Below are 16,496 nucleotides of genomic sequence, written 5' to 3'. Positions count from 1 at the left end.
GTATAATTTTATTATAAAATTGATTGAAAGATAAGAAAAATATATAATTTTAATAACTAGCCATAGATTTTTTCAATGGCAAGGAGGAGGCAGTGTTATGAAATTTCAGGATTGGGAAATGCTCGCGACCTTGCATGAGACAGAAAACATTACGCAGGCAGCAGAACGACTATTTCTCTCCCAGCCGACTTTAACATCCCGGCTTAAAAATATGGAGAACTATTATGGCGTGCAACTAATGAACCGAAAACAACGAGGAATAACGTTTACCCCTGAAGGTGAGCAACTGGCACACCATGCAGTTAAAATGCTTTATGAGCAACGAAAGATAGAGGAAAAATTACATAACATGAAAAACAAAGTTGCAGGGACACTTCGAGTTGGCGTTTCAAATTTTTTTGCGTTAAATAAAATGCCAAAGCTCCTTCGCTTGTTTAAACAAAGCTATCCAGACGTAGAATTCCAAGTTGTAACAGGATGGAGCAGTGAGATGCATCGTCTGATTTCCAATCATGATGTACATATTAGTTTTATTAAAGGGGACTATGCTTGGAATGAACAAAAAGATCTTCTTTATGAAGAAGAGATCTGTATTGCCTCACCGTGGGAGTTTCAAATGGAAGACCTTCCAACCTTACCGAGGATTGATTACTATACAGATGAAAAAATGCGGTCTCTTGTGGAACATTGGTGGTATAACAATTACAAGCAACAACCAAATATTAATATTCAGGTGAACCAAGTCGAGACCTGTAAGGAAATGGTCATAAACGGATTAGGCTATGCGATTTTAGCTAATTTAGTAGTGCGTCCACATTCAGAGCTTTTCATTAAACCACTATACCTGCCTGACGGGAAGCCAATTACACGAAAAACCTGGATGTATTATCATGAAGATACCCTTGAATTAAATATTGTAAAAGCCTTTGTGCAATTCATTCAAACGATTGATGTAAAAGCATTATAAACTCCCCTTTTTATAAAGCACCGGCCTTAAAGTATATGTTTAATAAGGTAAAATCCCGGTAACAGGAGAGTAGAATCATAAAGGATTCTTTTAAAAAAACTAACGGAGGTGGATAAGATGGCTACAAACGAAAAATATAAAACAGGAGAAAATGCACCTGAGAGCGGTAAGTACAAAGTTGATAGTCTAGTAAATGGCGGATCAAGCAGCAATGATACGACCATTGACATCGAAAAAGGAGAACAATTCCCTCCTTCCCCTTCAGATAATGATGCAGCGTATTGGGTAAAAGCATAAAAATGAACGCCCTCCTGGTAATAAATCAGGAGGGTGTTTTCTGCGTTTATAAAAAAAATTTAGTGTATTCCGCGTATTTTATTTTAGAGCAACTCTTTTTAATTTATATTATTGAAAGAGGTATACTAAATAACGTTGAAGGTTATAGAAAACGGAGGTTATTAACATGAGTAAAGTTGCAATTGTAACAGGTGGCGGCAGTGGACTAGGACAAGCTACAGCTGTTCGTCTAGCAGAAGAAGGAGTTAACATTGCGGTAGTTGATGTTAGTGAAAAAGGCGGGAATGAAACTGTAGAAAAGGTAAAGAATGCTGGAGCTGATGCCATTTTCATCAAGGCGGATGTCTCCAAAGCAGAAGAAGTAAAACAATATGTCGATAAAACAGTAGAAAAATACGGCCAAATAGATTATTTCTTTAATAATGCAGGAATTTCCGGAAGTGGTGAATACTTCTTAAATACAAAAATAGAAGAAATTGAACAAATCGTAGGTATTAACTTATTAGGTGCACTTTATGGCGTTCGCTATGTAGCAGATGTAATGCTGAAAAACGGCGGTGGAGCGATCGTGAATACTGCTTCTAGTGCAGGTGTAATCGGACAGGATTCTGTGGTAACATACTCTGCTACGAAGCATGGTATCGTCGGCTTAACTAAAAGCATGGTTGCAGAATACGCGAAAGACGGTCTACGTTTAAATGCTATTGCACCTGGTCCAACTGAAACACCTATGGTTAAAGCTTTCTATGAAGCGAATCCAGAAATGAAAGAGAATGCGGAAAGTGGCATCCCGCAAAAGCGTTTAGGAACACCAGAGGAAGTAGCAGAGCTTGTAACCTTCCTATTGACTTCAAAAGCAGAATATATCAATGGGGAAGTAATCCGCATTGATGGTGGTTTTACGAACACCAAATAAGATTTATCAAAAAACATGCAGGCAACCCTTTGTGGGTTGCCTGCACGTTTTAGATATTGTTACTGAAATTAAAATCAGGAATCTGCTTTTCCCGGCTTCCCCAAATAATAAAAAAACGCTGCGGACGATAAGACTGTGAGTATTGCTAGCATTAGTTCCATGGAAATCTACCTTTCGATTGATAATATTCATCCATTAAACGGAGCAAAGACAACTTACCTTTTCATTTACTTAGTCCTTCAAGTTTAACAAGCTTTGATTACCTTGCAACATGCAGCCTATTTAATCCCTAACTTTCAAAAGTCGTAGAGCATTTAATATGACAATAATAGCAGCTCCTGTATCACTCAATACGGCTAACCAAAGTGTGAGCCAGCCTGGGAAAACCAAAATAAATGCGATAAGCTTAACAATTACCGAAAACCAGATATTTTGTTTAATAATGGCTAATGCTTTTCTGCTTAGCTTAATGGTATGTGGCAATTTTTCCAGGTTATCTGCCATTAACACGATATCCGCTGTTTCCATTGCAGTATCAGTTCCTGCCCCACCCATAGCAATTCCTAAGTCAGATGTCGCAAGTGCTGGAGCATCGTTAATTCCGTCCCCTACCATTGCAACTTTATGGCCTTCACTTTGTAACTGTTTAATTGCCTTAACCTTATCTTCCGGTAATAGTTCAGCAAAATAACGCGTTACGTTCGCTTCTTTTGAGATCATTTTTGCAGTGCCTTCATTATCGCCTGTTAGCATGACGACTTGGTTTATCCCAACTTGTTTCAAGCCATCTAATGCCTTCACAGTCGTTGGGCGAATCATATCCGAAACAGCAATAACACCAAGTATTTCTTTTTGTGTACCTATGATAACAACTGTCTTTCCCTGACCCTGTATTTCGGTTAGTTCAGGTTTAATTTCACTAAGCGGGATACTCATCTCTTCAAATAATTTTAGATTTCCAGCAAAATAAATCTCTCCATTTATGGTTGCTTGGACGCCTTTACCAGCAATACTTTTATATAATTCTCCATCCTTCGCTTGAAAGCCTTTGTCTTTCGCATACCCAACAATCGTTTTCGCTATTGGGTGTGTAGAGTACTCTTCTAAGGTCAAAGCGACAGAAAGTAGCTCACCTTCTGATATGGTTAGTGACGAAATATCAGAAACTTTTGGTTTCCCCTCTGTCAATGTTCCTGTTTTATCAAACGCGATAGTCTTAATAGCGCCAGCGCTCTCTAAGAATGTCCCGCCTTTAATAAGCACACCATTTTTCGCAGCATTTCCGATTGCAGATACAATAGCTACAGGTGTGGAGATGACTAGTGCGCAAGGGCAAGCAACAACTAATAATGCAAGTCCTTTGTACGTCCATTCTCCCCATGGTCCCAACCCAAGAAGTGGAGGAATAACGATCACAGCTAGAGCCAGCAGAAACACAATAGGGGTATAAATGCTAGCAAACTTATCTATAAATGCTTGTGTTGGTGCTTTCTGCTCCTGTGCTTCTTCTACTAAATGGATGATTTTTGAGATAGTTGTATCTTCAACTAATTTCGTAACTTTCACTTCAAGTGAGCCACTTTCATTAATCGTACCTGCATAGACAGTATCACCATTCATCTTATCTACTGGAATAGATTCTCCTGTGATTGGTGCCTGGTTAACACTTGTTTCACCTCGGATAATTTCACCGTCGAGTGGGATTCTATCTCCAGGCTTGATGACAATGACCTCTCCAATTCTAACTTCATCTACTGGCTTTTTAACTAATTCTGAGCCAGCCTTAATCCAAGCCTCTGATGGCGCCAAGTCCATTAAATTACGAATGGATTTCCTTGTCTGTTCAATAGACCTATTTTGCAGTGCAGTACCGATTGCAAATAACCACACTACCGTTGCCCCTTCAAACCATTCACCTATAATTGCGGCTCCGATCGCAGCTGCTGACATCAAAACATTCATGTCCAACGAACCACTTTTTATAGCAAAATATGCGCTCTTCACTGGTTTAGCGCCACTTATCACAATTGCGATAGCATAAAGAATCGTCGATATAATTGGAGCAAGCCCACTAAAAGAACCAATAAAGCCAAATGCTATTAATAAACCAGAAAGAGTAGTCTTACCGCCATACGTGCGCCTCTGTTTCGTTGTTTCCACAGGTTGGCCTTTGTTTGAAAGCAATGTAGCACGGTAACCGAGCTTTGATACTTCTGAAACGATATCTTCAACCGAATTTTCGTGTTCGAGTTTCATTTTACCAGTCGAAAAATGGACATTTACACTTTTAACAGCAGGATGATGATTGAAGTGGTTTTCAATACTTTTAGCACAACTTCCACAGTCCATACCTTCTACATCATACGTTTTAATCTTCTTATTTTGGTTCACTGGATCTATCTTGTAACCTAGCTTTTCCACCGTATTTTCTACTTGGTCGAGGGAACCATTCCCGCTTGCTACTACTTTTAATTTCGCAGTATTATAATTTACCTTAGCTTCTTGAATGTTATCCAGGCTACGCACCCCTTTTTCAATGGTTAAAGCACAGGATGGACAATCCATTCCTTGTACGCTGTATTCCATTGCCTCACCTGTTAAAGACGATTTGGGATTATGTTCCATTGGAGAAACGGAGCTAGCGCAACAACTGGATTCCTCTTTCTTTGGTGTATGAGATTCTGGTTTATCCTTTTCATTACTACAGCAAGATGTTATTTCTTCCTGATTATTGGATGCCCCACTACTACAGCAACCGCTTGCTTCTATGGGTGCAGCTTTAGGTTGACTACTGCAGCACTCTTGTTGATCTTGAACAACTTCACTATTAGTTGGTCCACAGCATTTGTCTGCCATTTATTTTCAACTCCTTAATCTATATGACTGTCACAGCAAGCAACATCCTTTTCCACATCTTCTAGAACCACATCAATCATTGTTAATAGATCTCGAACTAGTTGGTTACGCACACGGTAATAAACGTATTTTCCATCTTGTCTCCCTACAACTAGCCCACAGCCTTTTAAACATGTTAGATGCTGGGATATATTTGATTGATTGCCATTAAGGTCTTGAACTATTTGAGAAACGGTCTTTTCATCTTCTTTTATACTCTCAAGAATTTGTACTCTTGTTTTATTAGAAAGTCCATGTAAAAACTTCATTTTTGTATCGATATCAACCTGCAACATTCCATTATCCCCCTCGTTACATTAGCTAATACTAATATGTTTGTTAGCATCATATTACCGGTTCCTAATATGTGTGTCAAATAAATACTTGTCCTTAAGACAAATAAAAAAAGAAGCATCTAGGTAAATGCTTCATCAGTCTATAATATATCCTTTGCTTCTGCTGGTAGCTTACGAACCTGCTTTAAATAAGCCGTCATATTTCGGTCATCTTCCATTGGATATGAGAAATTAAAATGTGCCGCAACTTCTTTTGCAAGGACTCTAAATAATTCGCATGTAACAAATATGGACTCCCACATATTTTCATAATCTGCATCCGAATATGTCTTTTCATACATTTTCCAATACGAATCAGGTAGATAGTTTTTAAAATATTTTCCTAACTTTCCTGGCGAAACTTGAAAATCTGTTTGTATTCCAATCCACCAGCTAACCATGTTGTCTAGTGCATCTCTCATTGTTAGCTCAAACATCTGTTTTGCGTAAGGTAGTTCATCACGCCATATACCTTTTGCAACATTTTGCGAACACCACCAAAAGTTATTTGTATAACCGTCATACATAGCTTCTGATGGCTTTTGCACATGATAATCCACATCAGTCGGCTGCGCAATTGATGGCAAGATATTATCTTTGTCTAACAAGGGGATGGTGAGCTTATCTTTTTCATACTCCTCCAGCATTTTCTCTTTTGTTAAGAGTCGTAGGTCGATTCGGTTGCCGTCTGTAAAAAGCATTAAAAATCCATAGGAGCTAACAGAGTTATTCTCCGCTTCTCTACCAAAGTCGTTCTTATCAGGTTCTTGCATCATACATAATTCACCAAAATCACGAAGCCACGTCTTATCTTTGATAAATGGGTTTGTCTCCGTCACAACATACACAATATCATAGTCTTGAAAGATATCCTTTGGGGCATTCGAATTTGTTCTAGACCCATTCATATACACTGCTCGAATTCGTGCATCATTCTTAGCTGTATGTAATATAATCTCCATCATTACTTGTTCATTCCGCAATGAGTTCCCTCCATTCTTCTAATTTAAAATTAATTCAATTTTGTGTAATTCCTCACCGTTTTAACACATAACTTATTAACCTATCTTGCTGTTTAAACCCTGTTTTAAAATAGATATGATTTGCTGGACCATTGGAATACTGTACAACCAATTTAATCTCTTTAATAGTTGGAAAGGAAAACATCTCTGTCACTGCTTCTTTTAACATCTTTGTTCCCAGCCCACTATTCCGGCACGCTTTTGCTACCCCTACATATTCTAAGGAAGCTTCTGCTATATCTGGATTCATTTCAAAATAGGCATAAGCTTGAATTTCTTTCTCCTCTTTTTTGAGCACCCTTAAACTATTTACCGCGCTTAACCTTTCCTTAATTGCATCAGCACTATAATATGTAAAAGGAAAAATTTGGTTGTGTAACTTTTTAAATGAAAGAAAGTCATTTTCTTTAAACAAGGTACTTTCCATCTGGGTTACTTTTTCAAACTCTTCCTTTTTCAATTCCAAAAGAAGGTGTTCTCCTGTTATTTCCGCTTTTATCTCATCCATAAAAATCTGCTGTTGCATATTCTCCTTATTAATAAAAAAATGGAACACGTTAAGATTAGGATTTTCCTGAAGTAGTTTTCCCCACAGCAGATGTTGTAGTTGGATAGAAGAAGTCTGGTTGAACGGGCCCCATACTTCTGCAGTGTCCCCGTCGATATCCACTCCAATTGCTGCTTCAATTTCTCCTGTATTACTCCGTGCTACTAGAAACCTTACATCCCCATTATCACCGGTGCAGTCACCCTTTAATGTGTAATAGATTTCCTTTGCCTCATCACCACAATAGCCAATGTGTGAGCTTTTTTGATTGTTCAACCTGGTTAGGAATAAGGACAACTCTTCTAAATTACTTGCTTTTTCTATAAAGCTCTTCATTGATTGCCCCCTACTCATGTAATATCTAGGAATCTCCCTAGTCCCTTAACTAGCCAAAAAATGATCCTAAAAGGTAAGATAATTAATTCCGGAACCCATATAAGGATATCCACTAAAACATCCCACTTCGTATAGTGCTGGTAATCCTTACTGGCCCTTCTCGTCTTGGCTTTCTTCCTCTTCCACCATTCTTTCAATCTAGTTCACCTCTAAAAGTTATTTATCTTTCTTCACAAAAACAACATAGGAAAGAAACACGAGATAAAAGAGCCCTAATTGTGCGCTAAAAACATATGAAAAGTATGTGACATAGTAATCTGTTGTCAGCATCACACTTTCTTGTCCTACACGCATATAACGTGTAACGATCTCTGGAACGAGGATGGTTGCAAGAATGATAGCAACCATACATAGCACAAATTTTCCTTTATTCGACAACGAAATCACCAACTTCTTTTAAAATTCAATACAAAAGGGCTGCAGCTTCTCATCTAAACAGTATTCAATCCTTTGCCTGAAATTTGCCCATTTCACCATTTCTAACGCCTGCTCAATAGGAAAAAATCCTACCTCCAAGCTCTCAGGACTTGTCGTTGGTTTTCCACCTATCGGCTTTGCCAAAAATAACGTATTACAAATCGATCTTTCTACGTTTTGGAACATCCCACAAAATCTTGTTATTTCGACTTCTAGGCCCTTTTATTAGAAGGATCTCTTGGTTTTCATTAAGTACGATTGTTGCCGCAGAAACAATATGTTTTGGTGGTTGCACTTGTATAGCCTCCTTTTGAATTGATTCAATACCAAAGCAAATTATGTATTTCGCAAAGTAGTTTGTTTGCTAGAAAATCCTTGGCCCTTACTTTAGTACAATTTTTTTAATTAACTGTTGTCTTAATATCTTACGTATTAACTAATGTTGGGTATTCATCTAAGTACAAAAGATTTACCTATAATTTTACCATTTATTCTAATAAATTGTTTCAAAAATCAATTTATTAGAAGCTATTTATATCTTTTCTAAGAACTTCAAATGCAGAAAATACGTTCATATCGATTTGGAAATAAAATAAAAACCTCCTTATTTTATTAACAAGGAGGTTTTTATCATTGATCTGAGCGCTAAAAAGCTTTTATTAATTTACCGAAAAAGGTCTAAGAATTTTTCCCAGATTCCTTTTTCTTCTTCTTTCGGTTCTTCTTTTGTTTCCGGTTCAGGAATTTCAATCCCTTCCGTTTTTAGGACAAATTGAACTACTTCCACGTTTTCATTTTTATCGGAAATAAAGGAGCTAGGTTCATAATCCGAGTTAGCAAACTCTTCCATCATTTCATCTGTTTCCTCTTCAATTTGACCAGGAAGATCACTAGTAGCTTCATGCAATTCTTTCGTACCGTCATGTAGCTCACTTACACCATCACGAGTTGCAGAAGTTCCGTTTCCCAACTCCTGAATTCCCGCATCTAACTCTTGGTAGGATGAAGTCAATTGACCTACTCCATCTGTGTAACCTACTAACCCGTTATGGAATGTCTGATACTGCGAGGATAGAGCGGAAAATCCTTCTTGCATTTGAGCAATGGAGTCTAAGCCTCCTGTAGAAGCCATGGCATTCTCAATCTCTGTTGCCATTGTTTCTAAGTTGGAAGCCATCTCTTGCGTAGCACCCGACGATTGTTCTATTGCTCCTGACACCCCGTTAAATGCTTCCTTCACGGCATTGTACGTTTGTTTGGCTGTATTTGCAGCCTGGTACGTTTCGACTAGTTTCCCAACCACTTCTTCATCTGCGTTGCTTTCTTTCAGTGCCTTTATCTGCGCTTCACTAATTTCATAGGAAGGAATAGCAGCCATTGCTTTTTCAAGTTGCTGATTAGCTTCGCTGTATCCTTTTTCCAATTCCCCTAGTGCCTGTGCAGATTCTTTTAAGCCATTTGCAACATCACGTAGGTGGGAAGGAAATTCCATAAGTGCACTTACATCTAAATTTCCTGTACTGTCTTGAACCGTTTGGTTGATAGTGGCTAATGCGTTCTTTATCTCTGCAGATCCGTTAACCAATTCACTGGAGGAAGAATTTAGTTCTTCCATCCCATTCCGGTATTCAGTGGACCCATCCCCTAATTCTTGTACACCTTGATCAAGTTCAGACACACCATTTTTCAGGTCACCAACACCTGAATGAATTTCACTTATAGCATCAGCCAAATCTTGCATTTCACCTGTGACTCCACCAAGATCAGGGCTTTCAATCGACATGGAGTATGGCGCAGCATTTATTTCGATCGGATCCATTTCAAAATTGGTAACATCTGAGGAAATAATATACGTTTCTTCCTTATCAGGCATGACAGAGAACGTAATTTGTTTATTCTGCCCCGCATTGGCCTTTGTTCCTTCTGGTGCCTGTATATTATCAAAATTCGCTGGATCTAGGGTAACCGCAATTTGTAACAAATAGTTTTCAAAGAACTCAGGATCCACCTCTTCATTTGCAGATGTAGAAATCTGTATCTCTAATGTCCCGCTCTGTCCAGCTAGATCCTGTGGCTTCACTTCCTCTCCATCCAGTATATACGTGATCGAGATGTCCCACGGCAGTGCCTTATTCTCCATATTTCCCTGGTAATAAAATTCCTTATCTTCAGCTTTAAATTCAACTGTATCTTCGCTTTTTACAATGTCAGTCAGATTGCTTAAATTACGAACAGAGGTATATTCCCCATAATCCACAATCTCTCCTGGGTCTGTCACACGAAACGTATTTACAACATACATATCTTGCAATTGGCCGCTGGCAGCCATATTTCCATATATCACTTCATCTTTTGACGTATAATCGCCCGCTTTTTCTTCCTTCACTTCATCAGCAAAAGCAGTTGTTGAGAAGGAGGAAAATACGAGCATTGTGCCCAATAGTACTGGAACAGTTTTTTTATTGCGCAATGGATCATTCCCCCTTGTAAAAGTTTGGTTTCCATGTTGTTTTTTCGATAATACGATCAAGTACAATTAGCATAGCAGGAAGTACGAGGACTACCATAATGAATGCAAGTAATGCTCCACGTCCTAATAATAATCCAATTGAGCCAACAATCTGATTGGAAGATGTCAGCCATAAAATAAATCCGACACTTGATAGAATGGATGCAGATACTCCAATAGAGAATATCTTTTCATCAATGGTTTTCCTTACAGCAGGTAACACACGCATTTCTTTGCGATTTTCTTTATAGGCTTCCGTTAACAAAATTGCATAATCAACAGTTGCTGCCAATTGCACTGTACTTATAATCAAATACCCTACGTAAACCAGTGATATATTCGTAAAGTAAGGGATAGATAAATTAATCCATACCGCAGACTGTATAGTCACCAGTAGTACGACTGGGAAGGAAAGAGAGCGGAATGTTATAAGTAGCACGATTGCGATTGCAACTACTGTTAAGACATTAACAACCGTATTATCCTCTTCCACCACATTCTTCATGTCATACAGGGTGACACTTTCTCCTAATAGATAATAGTCATCATTATAATACTGTGAAGCTTTCTTTTTTAATTGTTCAATGAAGGCAAAGGTCTCCTCCCCTTCATTATCCACAGCTGAGTTTATGATAATCCGACTGTAATTATCTGAAAAGAATTGTTCCGTAACCGATTCATCGAGATATTCAGCTGGTATCGCCGGACTAATTGCATCTACATACGATACAGTACTTTTTACTTCGGAAAAATCTTTTATTTCTTGAACCAATTCTTCTTCTTTTGCAATGTCTCCCTTTGGAACTAACAGAACCATCGGGGTATGTTTATCATACACTTGTTCTATCGCAATAGAATCACTTCCAGACCTTGTTGAATCTGGTTGTTCCCCCATTCCATACATAAAGTCGGTTTTACCCTGTCCTAAGTATGCAGGTACAATCAATAATAATAGAATGAGCAATGCTGGTATACGAAACTTAATTAAGGTTTTCCCAACATCGCGGATGCTCGGCAGCAATTGTTTGTGCTTCGTTTTATCGATCCAGTGGTAGCACATCAAAGTTAAGGCTGGCAAGAATACCATGACACTAATAAAGCTAAGTGCAATACCCTTCACCAGATTCACACCTAAATCTGCTCCAATTTCGAAATCCATAAATGTCAGTGCAATAAAACCAAAAAAGGTAGTAGAGGCACTTGCCACGATTGCTGGAAAAGATCGCTTCATAGCCATTTGCATAGCTTTGGCTGGTGTCTTTTCTGTCTTGCGATAATCTGCAAAACTATGCAGTAGAAATATAGCATAATCAAGCGATACTGCTAGCTGCAAAATTGGCGCCACCGATTGTGTTATGAAAGAGATCTCACCAAGAAAGATATTTGTACCTAAATTAATCAACACAGAAATTCCGATAGCTGTTAGGAAAAGGGCTGGTTCTGCCCAAGAATTGGTTGATAGGACCAAAATTAAAATAATAATTGGTATGAGCAATGCTGCTGCATACATGGACTCTTTCCCTGTCATCTTCTGTGAAGTTGCGGTATCTAATGCTTCCCCAGACATCGCATTGTCTTCTCCGATTAATTGATAAATGGCATCCGTTGTTTCCACTTCCTTGCCTTCCTCAATATGAAAAGAGAACAAGGCATTTCCATCCTTATAATAGGATTCAACGGTATCCGGATCGGCCATTTCAATTGGTGTTTTCACATCAAGGGCGTCATCCAGCCATGTTACTTCAGACACGCCCTCTATTCCTTTAAGTTCTTCTTTAAAAGCCAACGCTTCTTGAATACTGACATCCCGCATCATCACACGGGTATTTGCAACAGCCCCATCGAATTCCTCTTCCATGACGTCCATTGCTGTTGTAGACGGCGTATCCTTTGGTAAATAATCCACCATATTATAATTAACAGATACTGCAAATTGCGCAAATACACTAAGTATAGCTACTATAATAAATGTAATAACAATCGATTTTTTTCGTTTAATAATCTGTGATGTCCAGCCGATTGAAGCTCACCCTCTCTTGCGTCCTTTATTGAAATCCTATATATTATAATATACACTGTGTTGGATTAACAACAACCAGTATATTAATTTACGTACAATATCCGACGGAAATAGCAATAGTGTTGGATAAATATGTGAAGAAAGTGTGAATTTTTTATGACTGAAAAACTGGACAGACGAAAAAAATATACTCGAATGGTCTTAAAGGATAGTTTGATCGCACTATTGAAGTCTAAGCCTCTCTCCGCAATCACTGTAAAAGAGATATGTAGTCACGCAGATATTAATCGCTCTACCTTTTATACACATTACAAGGACCACTACGATCTGCTAAATAAAATTGAAGAAGAAATTATAGCTGATATGAATGTTTATTTAAATGAACATAACTTTGGGCAAAAAGAGAAGTCGTTACAAACTACCAAAAAGTTATTGGAATACATTGTGTCAAAGCATGATATTTGCTACACCCTTCTCATCAAAAATAAAGACACGTCATTCGAAGAACGTGTTATGGAGGTAGCACGGGGTTTCTTAATAGATAATTGGATGGACGATCATGAGATGGACTCTTCTGATTCAAACTATATCAGTACATTTATCATTAGTGGAAGTATCCATGTCATCAAGTATTGGCTTTCTCATAATATGGACAAGACCCCTCAACAAATTGCAGAAATTATTAATACAATTGCTACTAATGGTTTGGGAAATGGGAATTGTTGAGAGATGGAAGGGACTTTTCGAATTAATATAATATTCCATTTTTAAAATCTGTACAAGTTAAAGTTAGTAATGATTTTTTAATCATACTCTAGGGAATATAACCAACTTTAAAACTCCTCGAATCAATCGACCGCCCCCTTACTTTTTACAAAAGCCCATAATGTATTTATTCCTCCACATTTGCCTACTAACTCCTTGTATACTCTCAAGGAGTATTCCAATATTTGTTAGAACTTTTACTTTTTCCTTTTGAATATGTCTCGATTCCCTTTACTCAGTGTTTTATTATATCTGATCAAGTCTTTTATTCAACTAAAAAAAGAAACCGAATTACATTTAATGAAATATTAGTTAGTCGTTTCCTCATTTGGATATTCTCTATAAGTTATATTGAAAAGTTATTTTTTCTGTTTAGCGGTTATTCTCACGATTGGTATATTTATAGAGTTATCAAGTTTACTTCCATATAAAAACGATAACCTGTAGATGAAAATTTTGAGTTACTTAAGTTTTCCTGCCTTTACTTTTGTCTTTTCTCTTTCTCTTAACCTTCCAATTTTATCTAACTACTTCCTTTTTAAGAAAAATTATTGCAGAATTATATTAAGAAAGGGTTTACAAAACAGAATTATTAAACTATTATGCTTATTAAGAACTATAGAAAAAGTTAAACAAAAAAACCGAACATTATACTAGCCCTACACAACAATCCTCACTAAATAGCCTTTTTATTAGCTTTAAGAGTGTTTTTATACAAACTTAATAAAGTCACTGGAGAAAGAAAGTTCGACAATTAAAGAGAGGTACATTATGCAAAAACGAAGAACTGGAGATTTAAAGTTGATTCAGGAATTAAATCGTTCCATTATTTTAGACTCTATACGGAAGAACGGACCTATTTCCAGAAGTGAAATAGCAAAATTAATAAATATAAGTCCTACCACAGTTACTTCTGCTGTTTCTGATTTAATCAACGAAGGACTTGTTTATGAGAAAGGTGTAGGAAACTCAAGCGGTGGTAGAAAGCCTGTTTTGCTCCGTTTCAATCCAGATACTCATTCTATTATTGGGGTATCTGTTACAAACTCTTATGTCAAAATAGCTGATATGAATTTAGAAGGAAAAATTCTGAGGAAGGAAGTTCATCCGACCAACCAGCTAAAAGGTCAAAATATTATTCACTTCATTCTTAATGTTTTAGATGAATTTCTAGTAAAGAAACCAGACATTGAATTTTGCCAAGGAATTTCCGTTATTTCACCAGGTATAGTGGATGCGGATAAAGGAGTGATTTCATATAACACTAAGCTAAATTTGTACGGAGTTCCTTTAAAGGAATTAATAGAAAAAAGAACAAATCTTCCAGTATTCCTAGACAATGATGCGAACGCATTTGTTTTAGCAGAAAATTATTTTGGCTTATTTAGTAAATATAAAGATCTCCTTTATATAACGATTGGCGAAGGTGTAGGTTCCGGTATGATGGTGAATGGCTCAATATATCGAGGATTCCTTGGAAGTTCTGGAGAGTTGGGCCATACAACTATTGTCGATGGAGGGTTAAAATGCAGCTGCGGAAACAGGGGATGTTTGGAAAATTATGTGAACTGGCCAGCAATTTACTCCAAAATTGTAACCGCTTTAATGACAAGAAATCGTTACACTGTTATAAAAGAAATGGTGTCAGGAGATTTGACTAAAATTAATCCTGGAATTTTCGTGGCCGCAGTGAACCAGCAGGATGAATTAGCTATTGAAATCATGGAAGACATTTCGAATTATTTATCCATTGCTATTACTAATACCATTCACTTTTTTAATCCCGAAGTAATTATAATAAGTGGTGAAATTATCCAAGATAACCCATTATTATTGGAAAGCATTAATAAACTAGTAGCAGCTAAAGTGGTCCCCACCCTCAAGGATCTTGTTAATATCCAGAGTACATCACTTGGTGCTGAATTTGAATTGCTTGGAGCTGCCGCAGTAATACTCCATGGTAAGTTCAAGTTTCAAATGTTATAGCACAAACAACTGAAAACATTAAATGAGGAGGTGATGTAGTCAATTAATAAGGAAATTTTAATGACTTTAGAAGAAGATGTAAACACACCACAGAATCTTTTTTGAAGAAAACTATTAAATTATCTGGAGGTAATTATGAAAAAATTAATATCAAGTTTTTTTATAATAGTGCTTGTAGTTTTTCTATCAGCGTGTAGCAGTAGCAGCTCAGGTTCTGATAAAGAAGTGCTAGAAGTAGCGCTATGGGATGAAAATGTAAGTGACGCAGTCGACGCTTCTATTAAATCATTCAACGAAGAACATCCAGATGTGAAAGTAAATGTAACATATACTCCTTACGCTAACTATTGGACAAAATTAAAAACAAGTCTTGGCGGTGGAAGTGGTCCAGATGTATTTTGGATGAATGGCCCGAATTTTTACAAATACTCTACTGATGGTTTAATCAAAAATTTAGAACCATTCATAAAAGAAGAAGATAAGTTTAAGAAAGATGAATATGTTCCAGCTGTAGTAGATCTTTATTCCATGGAAGGCGAACTATATGCAGCACCTTATTTCACAGATTCTGTTGGACTTTATTACAACAAACAGCTATTTGATGATGCAGGTGTAGATTATCCTGATGACTCATGGACCTGGGAAGATATTGAAACCGCGGGTGAGAAACTGACTAACCCAGATGAAGGTATTTTCGGATATGCTGCTCATACAACGGTAAACCAGCAAGGTTATTATAACTTGATCCATCAAGCTGGCGGATACGTAATTAGTGAAGATAAAACGAAATCTGGGTTTGATTCACCTGAATCCAAAGAAGCGTTTTCTTTTATTAAAAACTTGATTGATAAAGGAATATCTCCCTCTACACAAAAACAAATAGAAACAGAATCAAAACAGCTCTTTATGTCTAACAAGCTTGCGATGCTACCAGCAATTTCTGTTAACACTCCGGAGTTATATGAATCATTAGGAGAAAACTTAGCTGTGGCTCCATTGCCAAAAGGCAAGCAAGAAGCATCTATCGTACATGGAATTGGCTGGTCAATGAACGATAAGGTGGAAAATGAAGACCTGGCCTGGGACCTGATTAAGAGTCTAACAAGTGAACAAGCAAATAAGGATATTGCAGAGTCAGGATTCTCCATTCCTGCCATGCAATCAACAGGTGAAATCTGGCTTAATTCAGTTCCCTCTTTAGACTTACAAGTGTTTCTTGATGCGCAAAAAAATGGTGTAGCCTACCCGATCTCTAAACGTACTTCTGAATGGCAGGATATTGAATCGAAAGAAATTCAAAGCGCATTTTTAGAGGGAACTTCAATTGATGATGCTTTAGATCGAGTTGCTGAAGAATCAAACAGAATTTTAGAAGAAGAGAACAGTGAATAAAAAAATCTCCCTGGACGCAATGGGATGAATGA

At 37.3% G+C, this 16,496-nt stretch carries 13 protein-coding genes and 1 pseudogene; 6 read left to right on the top strand and 8 right to left on the bottom strand.

Annotated features, from left to right (window positions below):
* Nucleotides 1-97 precede the first annotated feature (97 nt).
* From ACTWPF_RS16160 to ACTWPF_RS16150, 3 genes are all read left to right on the top strand, one after another.
* Entirely contained in the window at nucleotides 98-967 is an 870-nt protein-coding gene (locus tag ACTWPF_RS16160) for a LysR family transcriptional regulator (protein ID WP_443149800.1), read from the top strand.
* Nucleotides 968-1,084: 117 nt separating this feature from the next.
* Nucleotides 1,085-1,264 (top strand): YjzC family protein, encoded by a 180-nt coding sequence (locus ACTWPF_RS16155; RefSeq protein WP_036577368.1) that lies wholly within the window; start codon nucleotides 1,085-1,087, stop codon nucleotides 1,262-1,264.
* 166 nt (nucleotides 1,265-1,430) lie between these two features.
* Complete coding sequence (locus tag ACTWPF_RS16150) at nucleotides 1,431-2,180, top strand: SDR family NAD(P)-dependent oxidoreductase (protein WP_443149799.1); 750 nt, start codon at nucleotides 1,431-1,433, stop codon at nucleotides 2,178-2,180.
* A 282-nt stretch (nucleotides 2,181-2,462) separates the two neighbouring features.
* Here the strand turns inward: ACTWPF_RS16150 and ACTWPF_RS16145 are convergent, their stop codons facing one another.
* From ACTWPF_RS16145 to ACTWPF_RS16110, 8 genes and pseudogenes are all read right to left on the bottom strand, one after another.
* Nucleotides 2,463-5,036, bottom strand: coding sequence for a heavy metal translocating P-type ATPase (locus ACTWPF_RS16145; RefSeq protein WP_443149798.1), 2,574 nt, complete (start codon nucleotides 5,034-5,036; stop codon nucleotides 2,463-2,465).
* A 14-nt stretch (nucleotides 5,037-5,050) separates the two neighbouring features.
* On the bottom strand, nucleotides 5,051-5,371 hold the full coding sequence (locus ACTWPF_RS16140) for an ArsR/SmtB family transcription factor (RefSeq protein WP_036577367.1): 321 nt from the start codon (nucleotides 5,369-5,371) through the stop codon (nucleotides 5,051-5,053).
* Nucleotides 5,372-5,511: 140 nt separating this feature from the next.
* The gene (locus ACTWPF_RS16135) at nucleotides 5,512-6,393 is read right to left on the bottom strand and encodes an aminoglycoside 6-adenylyltransferase (protein WP_443149797.1); all 882 of its coding nucleotides are present in this window, start codon (nucleotides 6,391-6,393) and stop codon (nucleotides 5,512-5,514) included.
* Between the two features lie 52 nt (nucleotides 6,394-6,445).
* Nucleotides 6,446-7,315, bottom strand: coding sequence for a GNAT family N-acetyltransferase (locus ACTWPF_RS16130; RefSeq protein ID WP_443149796.1), 870 nt, complete (start codon nucleotides 7,313-7,315; stop codon nucleotides 6,446-6,448).
* 216 nt (nucleotides 7,316-7,531) lie between these two features.
* Complete coding sequence (locus ACTWPF_RS16125) at nucleotides 7,532-7,753, bottom strand: hypothetical protein (protein ID WP_443149795.1); 222 nt, start codon at nucleotides 7,751-7,753, stop codon at nucleotides 7,532-7,534.
* 18 nt (nucleotides 7,754-7,771) lie between these two features.
* Nucleotides 7,772-8,087, bottom strand: a pseudogene (locus ACTWPF_RS16120) (NUDIX hydrolase).
* 369 nt (nucleotides 8,088-8,456) lie between these two features.
* Nucleotides 8,457-10,262 (bottom strand): YhgE/Pip domain-containing protein, encoded by a 1,806-nt coding sequence (locus tag ACTWPF_RS16115; protein WP_443149794.1) that lies wholly within the window; start codon nucleotides 10,260-10,262, stop codon nucleotides 8,457-8,459.
* A gap of 4 nt (nucleotides 10,263-10,266) precedes the next feature.
* Entirely contained in the window at nucleotides 10,267-12,210 is a 1,944-nt protein-coding gene (locus ACTWPF_RS16110) for an efflux RND transporter permease subunit (RefSeq protein ID WP_443149793.1), read from the bottom strand.
* A 267-nt stretch (nucleotides 12,211-12,477) separates the two neighbouring features.
* Here ACTWPF_RS16110 and ACTWPF_RS16105 point away from each other — a divergent pair, with 267 nt between their 5' ends.
* From ACTWPF_RS16105 to ACTWPF_RS16095, 3 genes are all read left to right on the top strand, one after another.
* Nucleotides 12,478-13,047: a TetR/AcrR family transcriptional regulator gene (locus ACTWPF_RS16105; RefSeq protein WP_443149792.1), complete on the top strand. Its 570-nt coding sequence runs from the start codon at nucleotides 12,478-12,480 to the stop codon at nucleotides 13,045-13,047.
* 810 nt (nucleotides 13,048-13,857) lie between these two features.
* Nucleotides 13,858-15,072 carry an ROK family transcriptional regulator gene (locus tag ACTWPF_RS16100; RefSeq protein ID WP_443149791.1) on the top strand — a complete coding sequence of 405 codons (1,215 nt, stop codon included), beginning with the start codon at nucleotides 13,858-13,860 and terminating at the stop codon, nucleotides 15,070-15,072.
* Nucleotides 15,073-15,207: 135 nt separating this feature from the next.
* A complete protein-coding gene (locus ACTWPF_RS16095; protein ID WP_106895884.1) occupies nucleotides 15,208-16,464 on the top strand; it encodes an ABC transporter substrate-binding protein in 1,257 nt (418 codons plus the stop codon).
* Nucleotides 16,465-16,496: the final 32 nt, after the last annotated feature.

It is taken from the genome of Oceanobacillus sp. M65 (assembly GCF_052246275.1).
In the GTDB taxonomy this organism is placed as follows: domain Bacteria; phylum Bacillota; class Bacilli; order Bacillales; family Amphibacillaceae; genus Oceanobacillus_B; species Oceanobacillus_B jordanicus.
The sequence above is the reverse complement of the archived record's forward strand: the minus strand, read 5'-3'. Positions and strand labels throughout refer to the sequence as shown.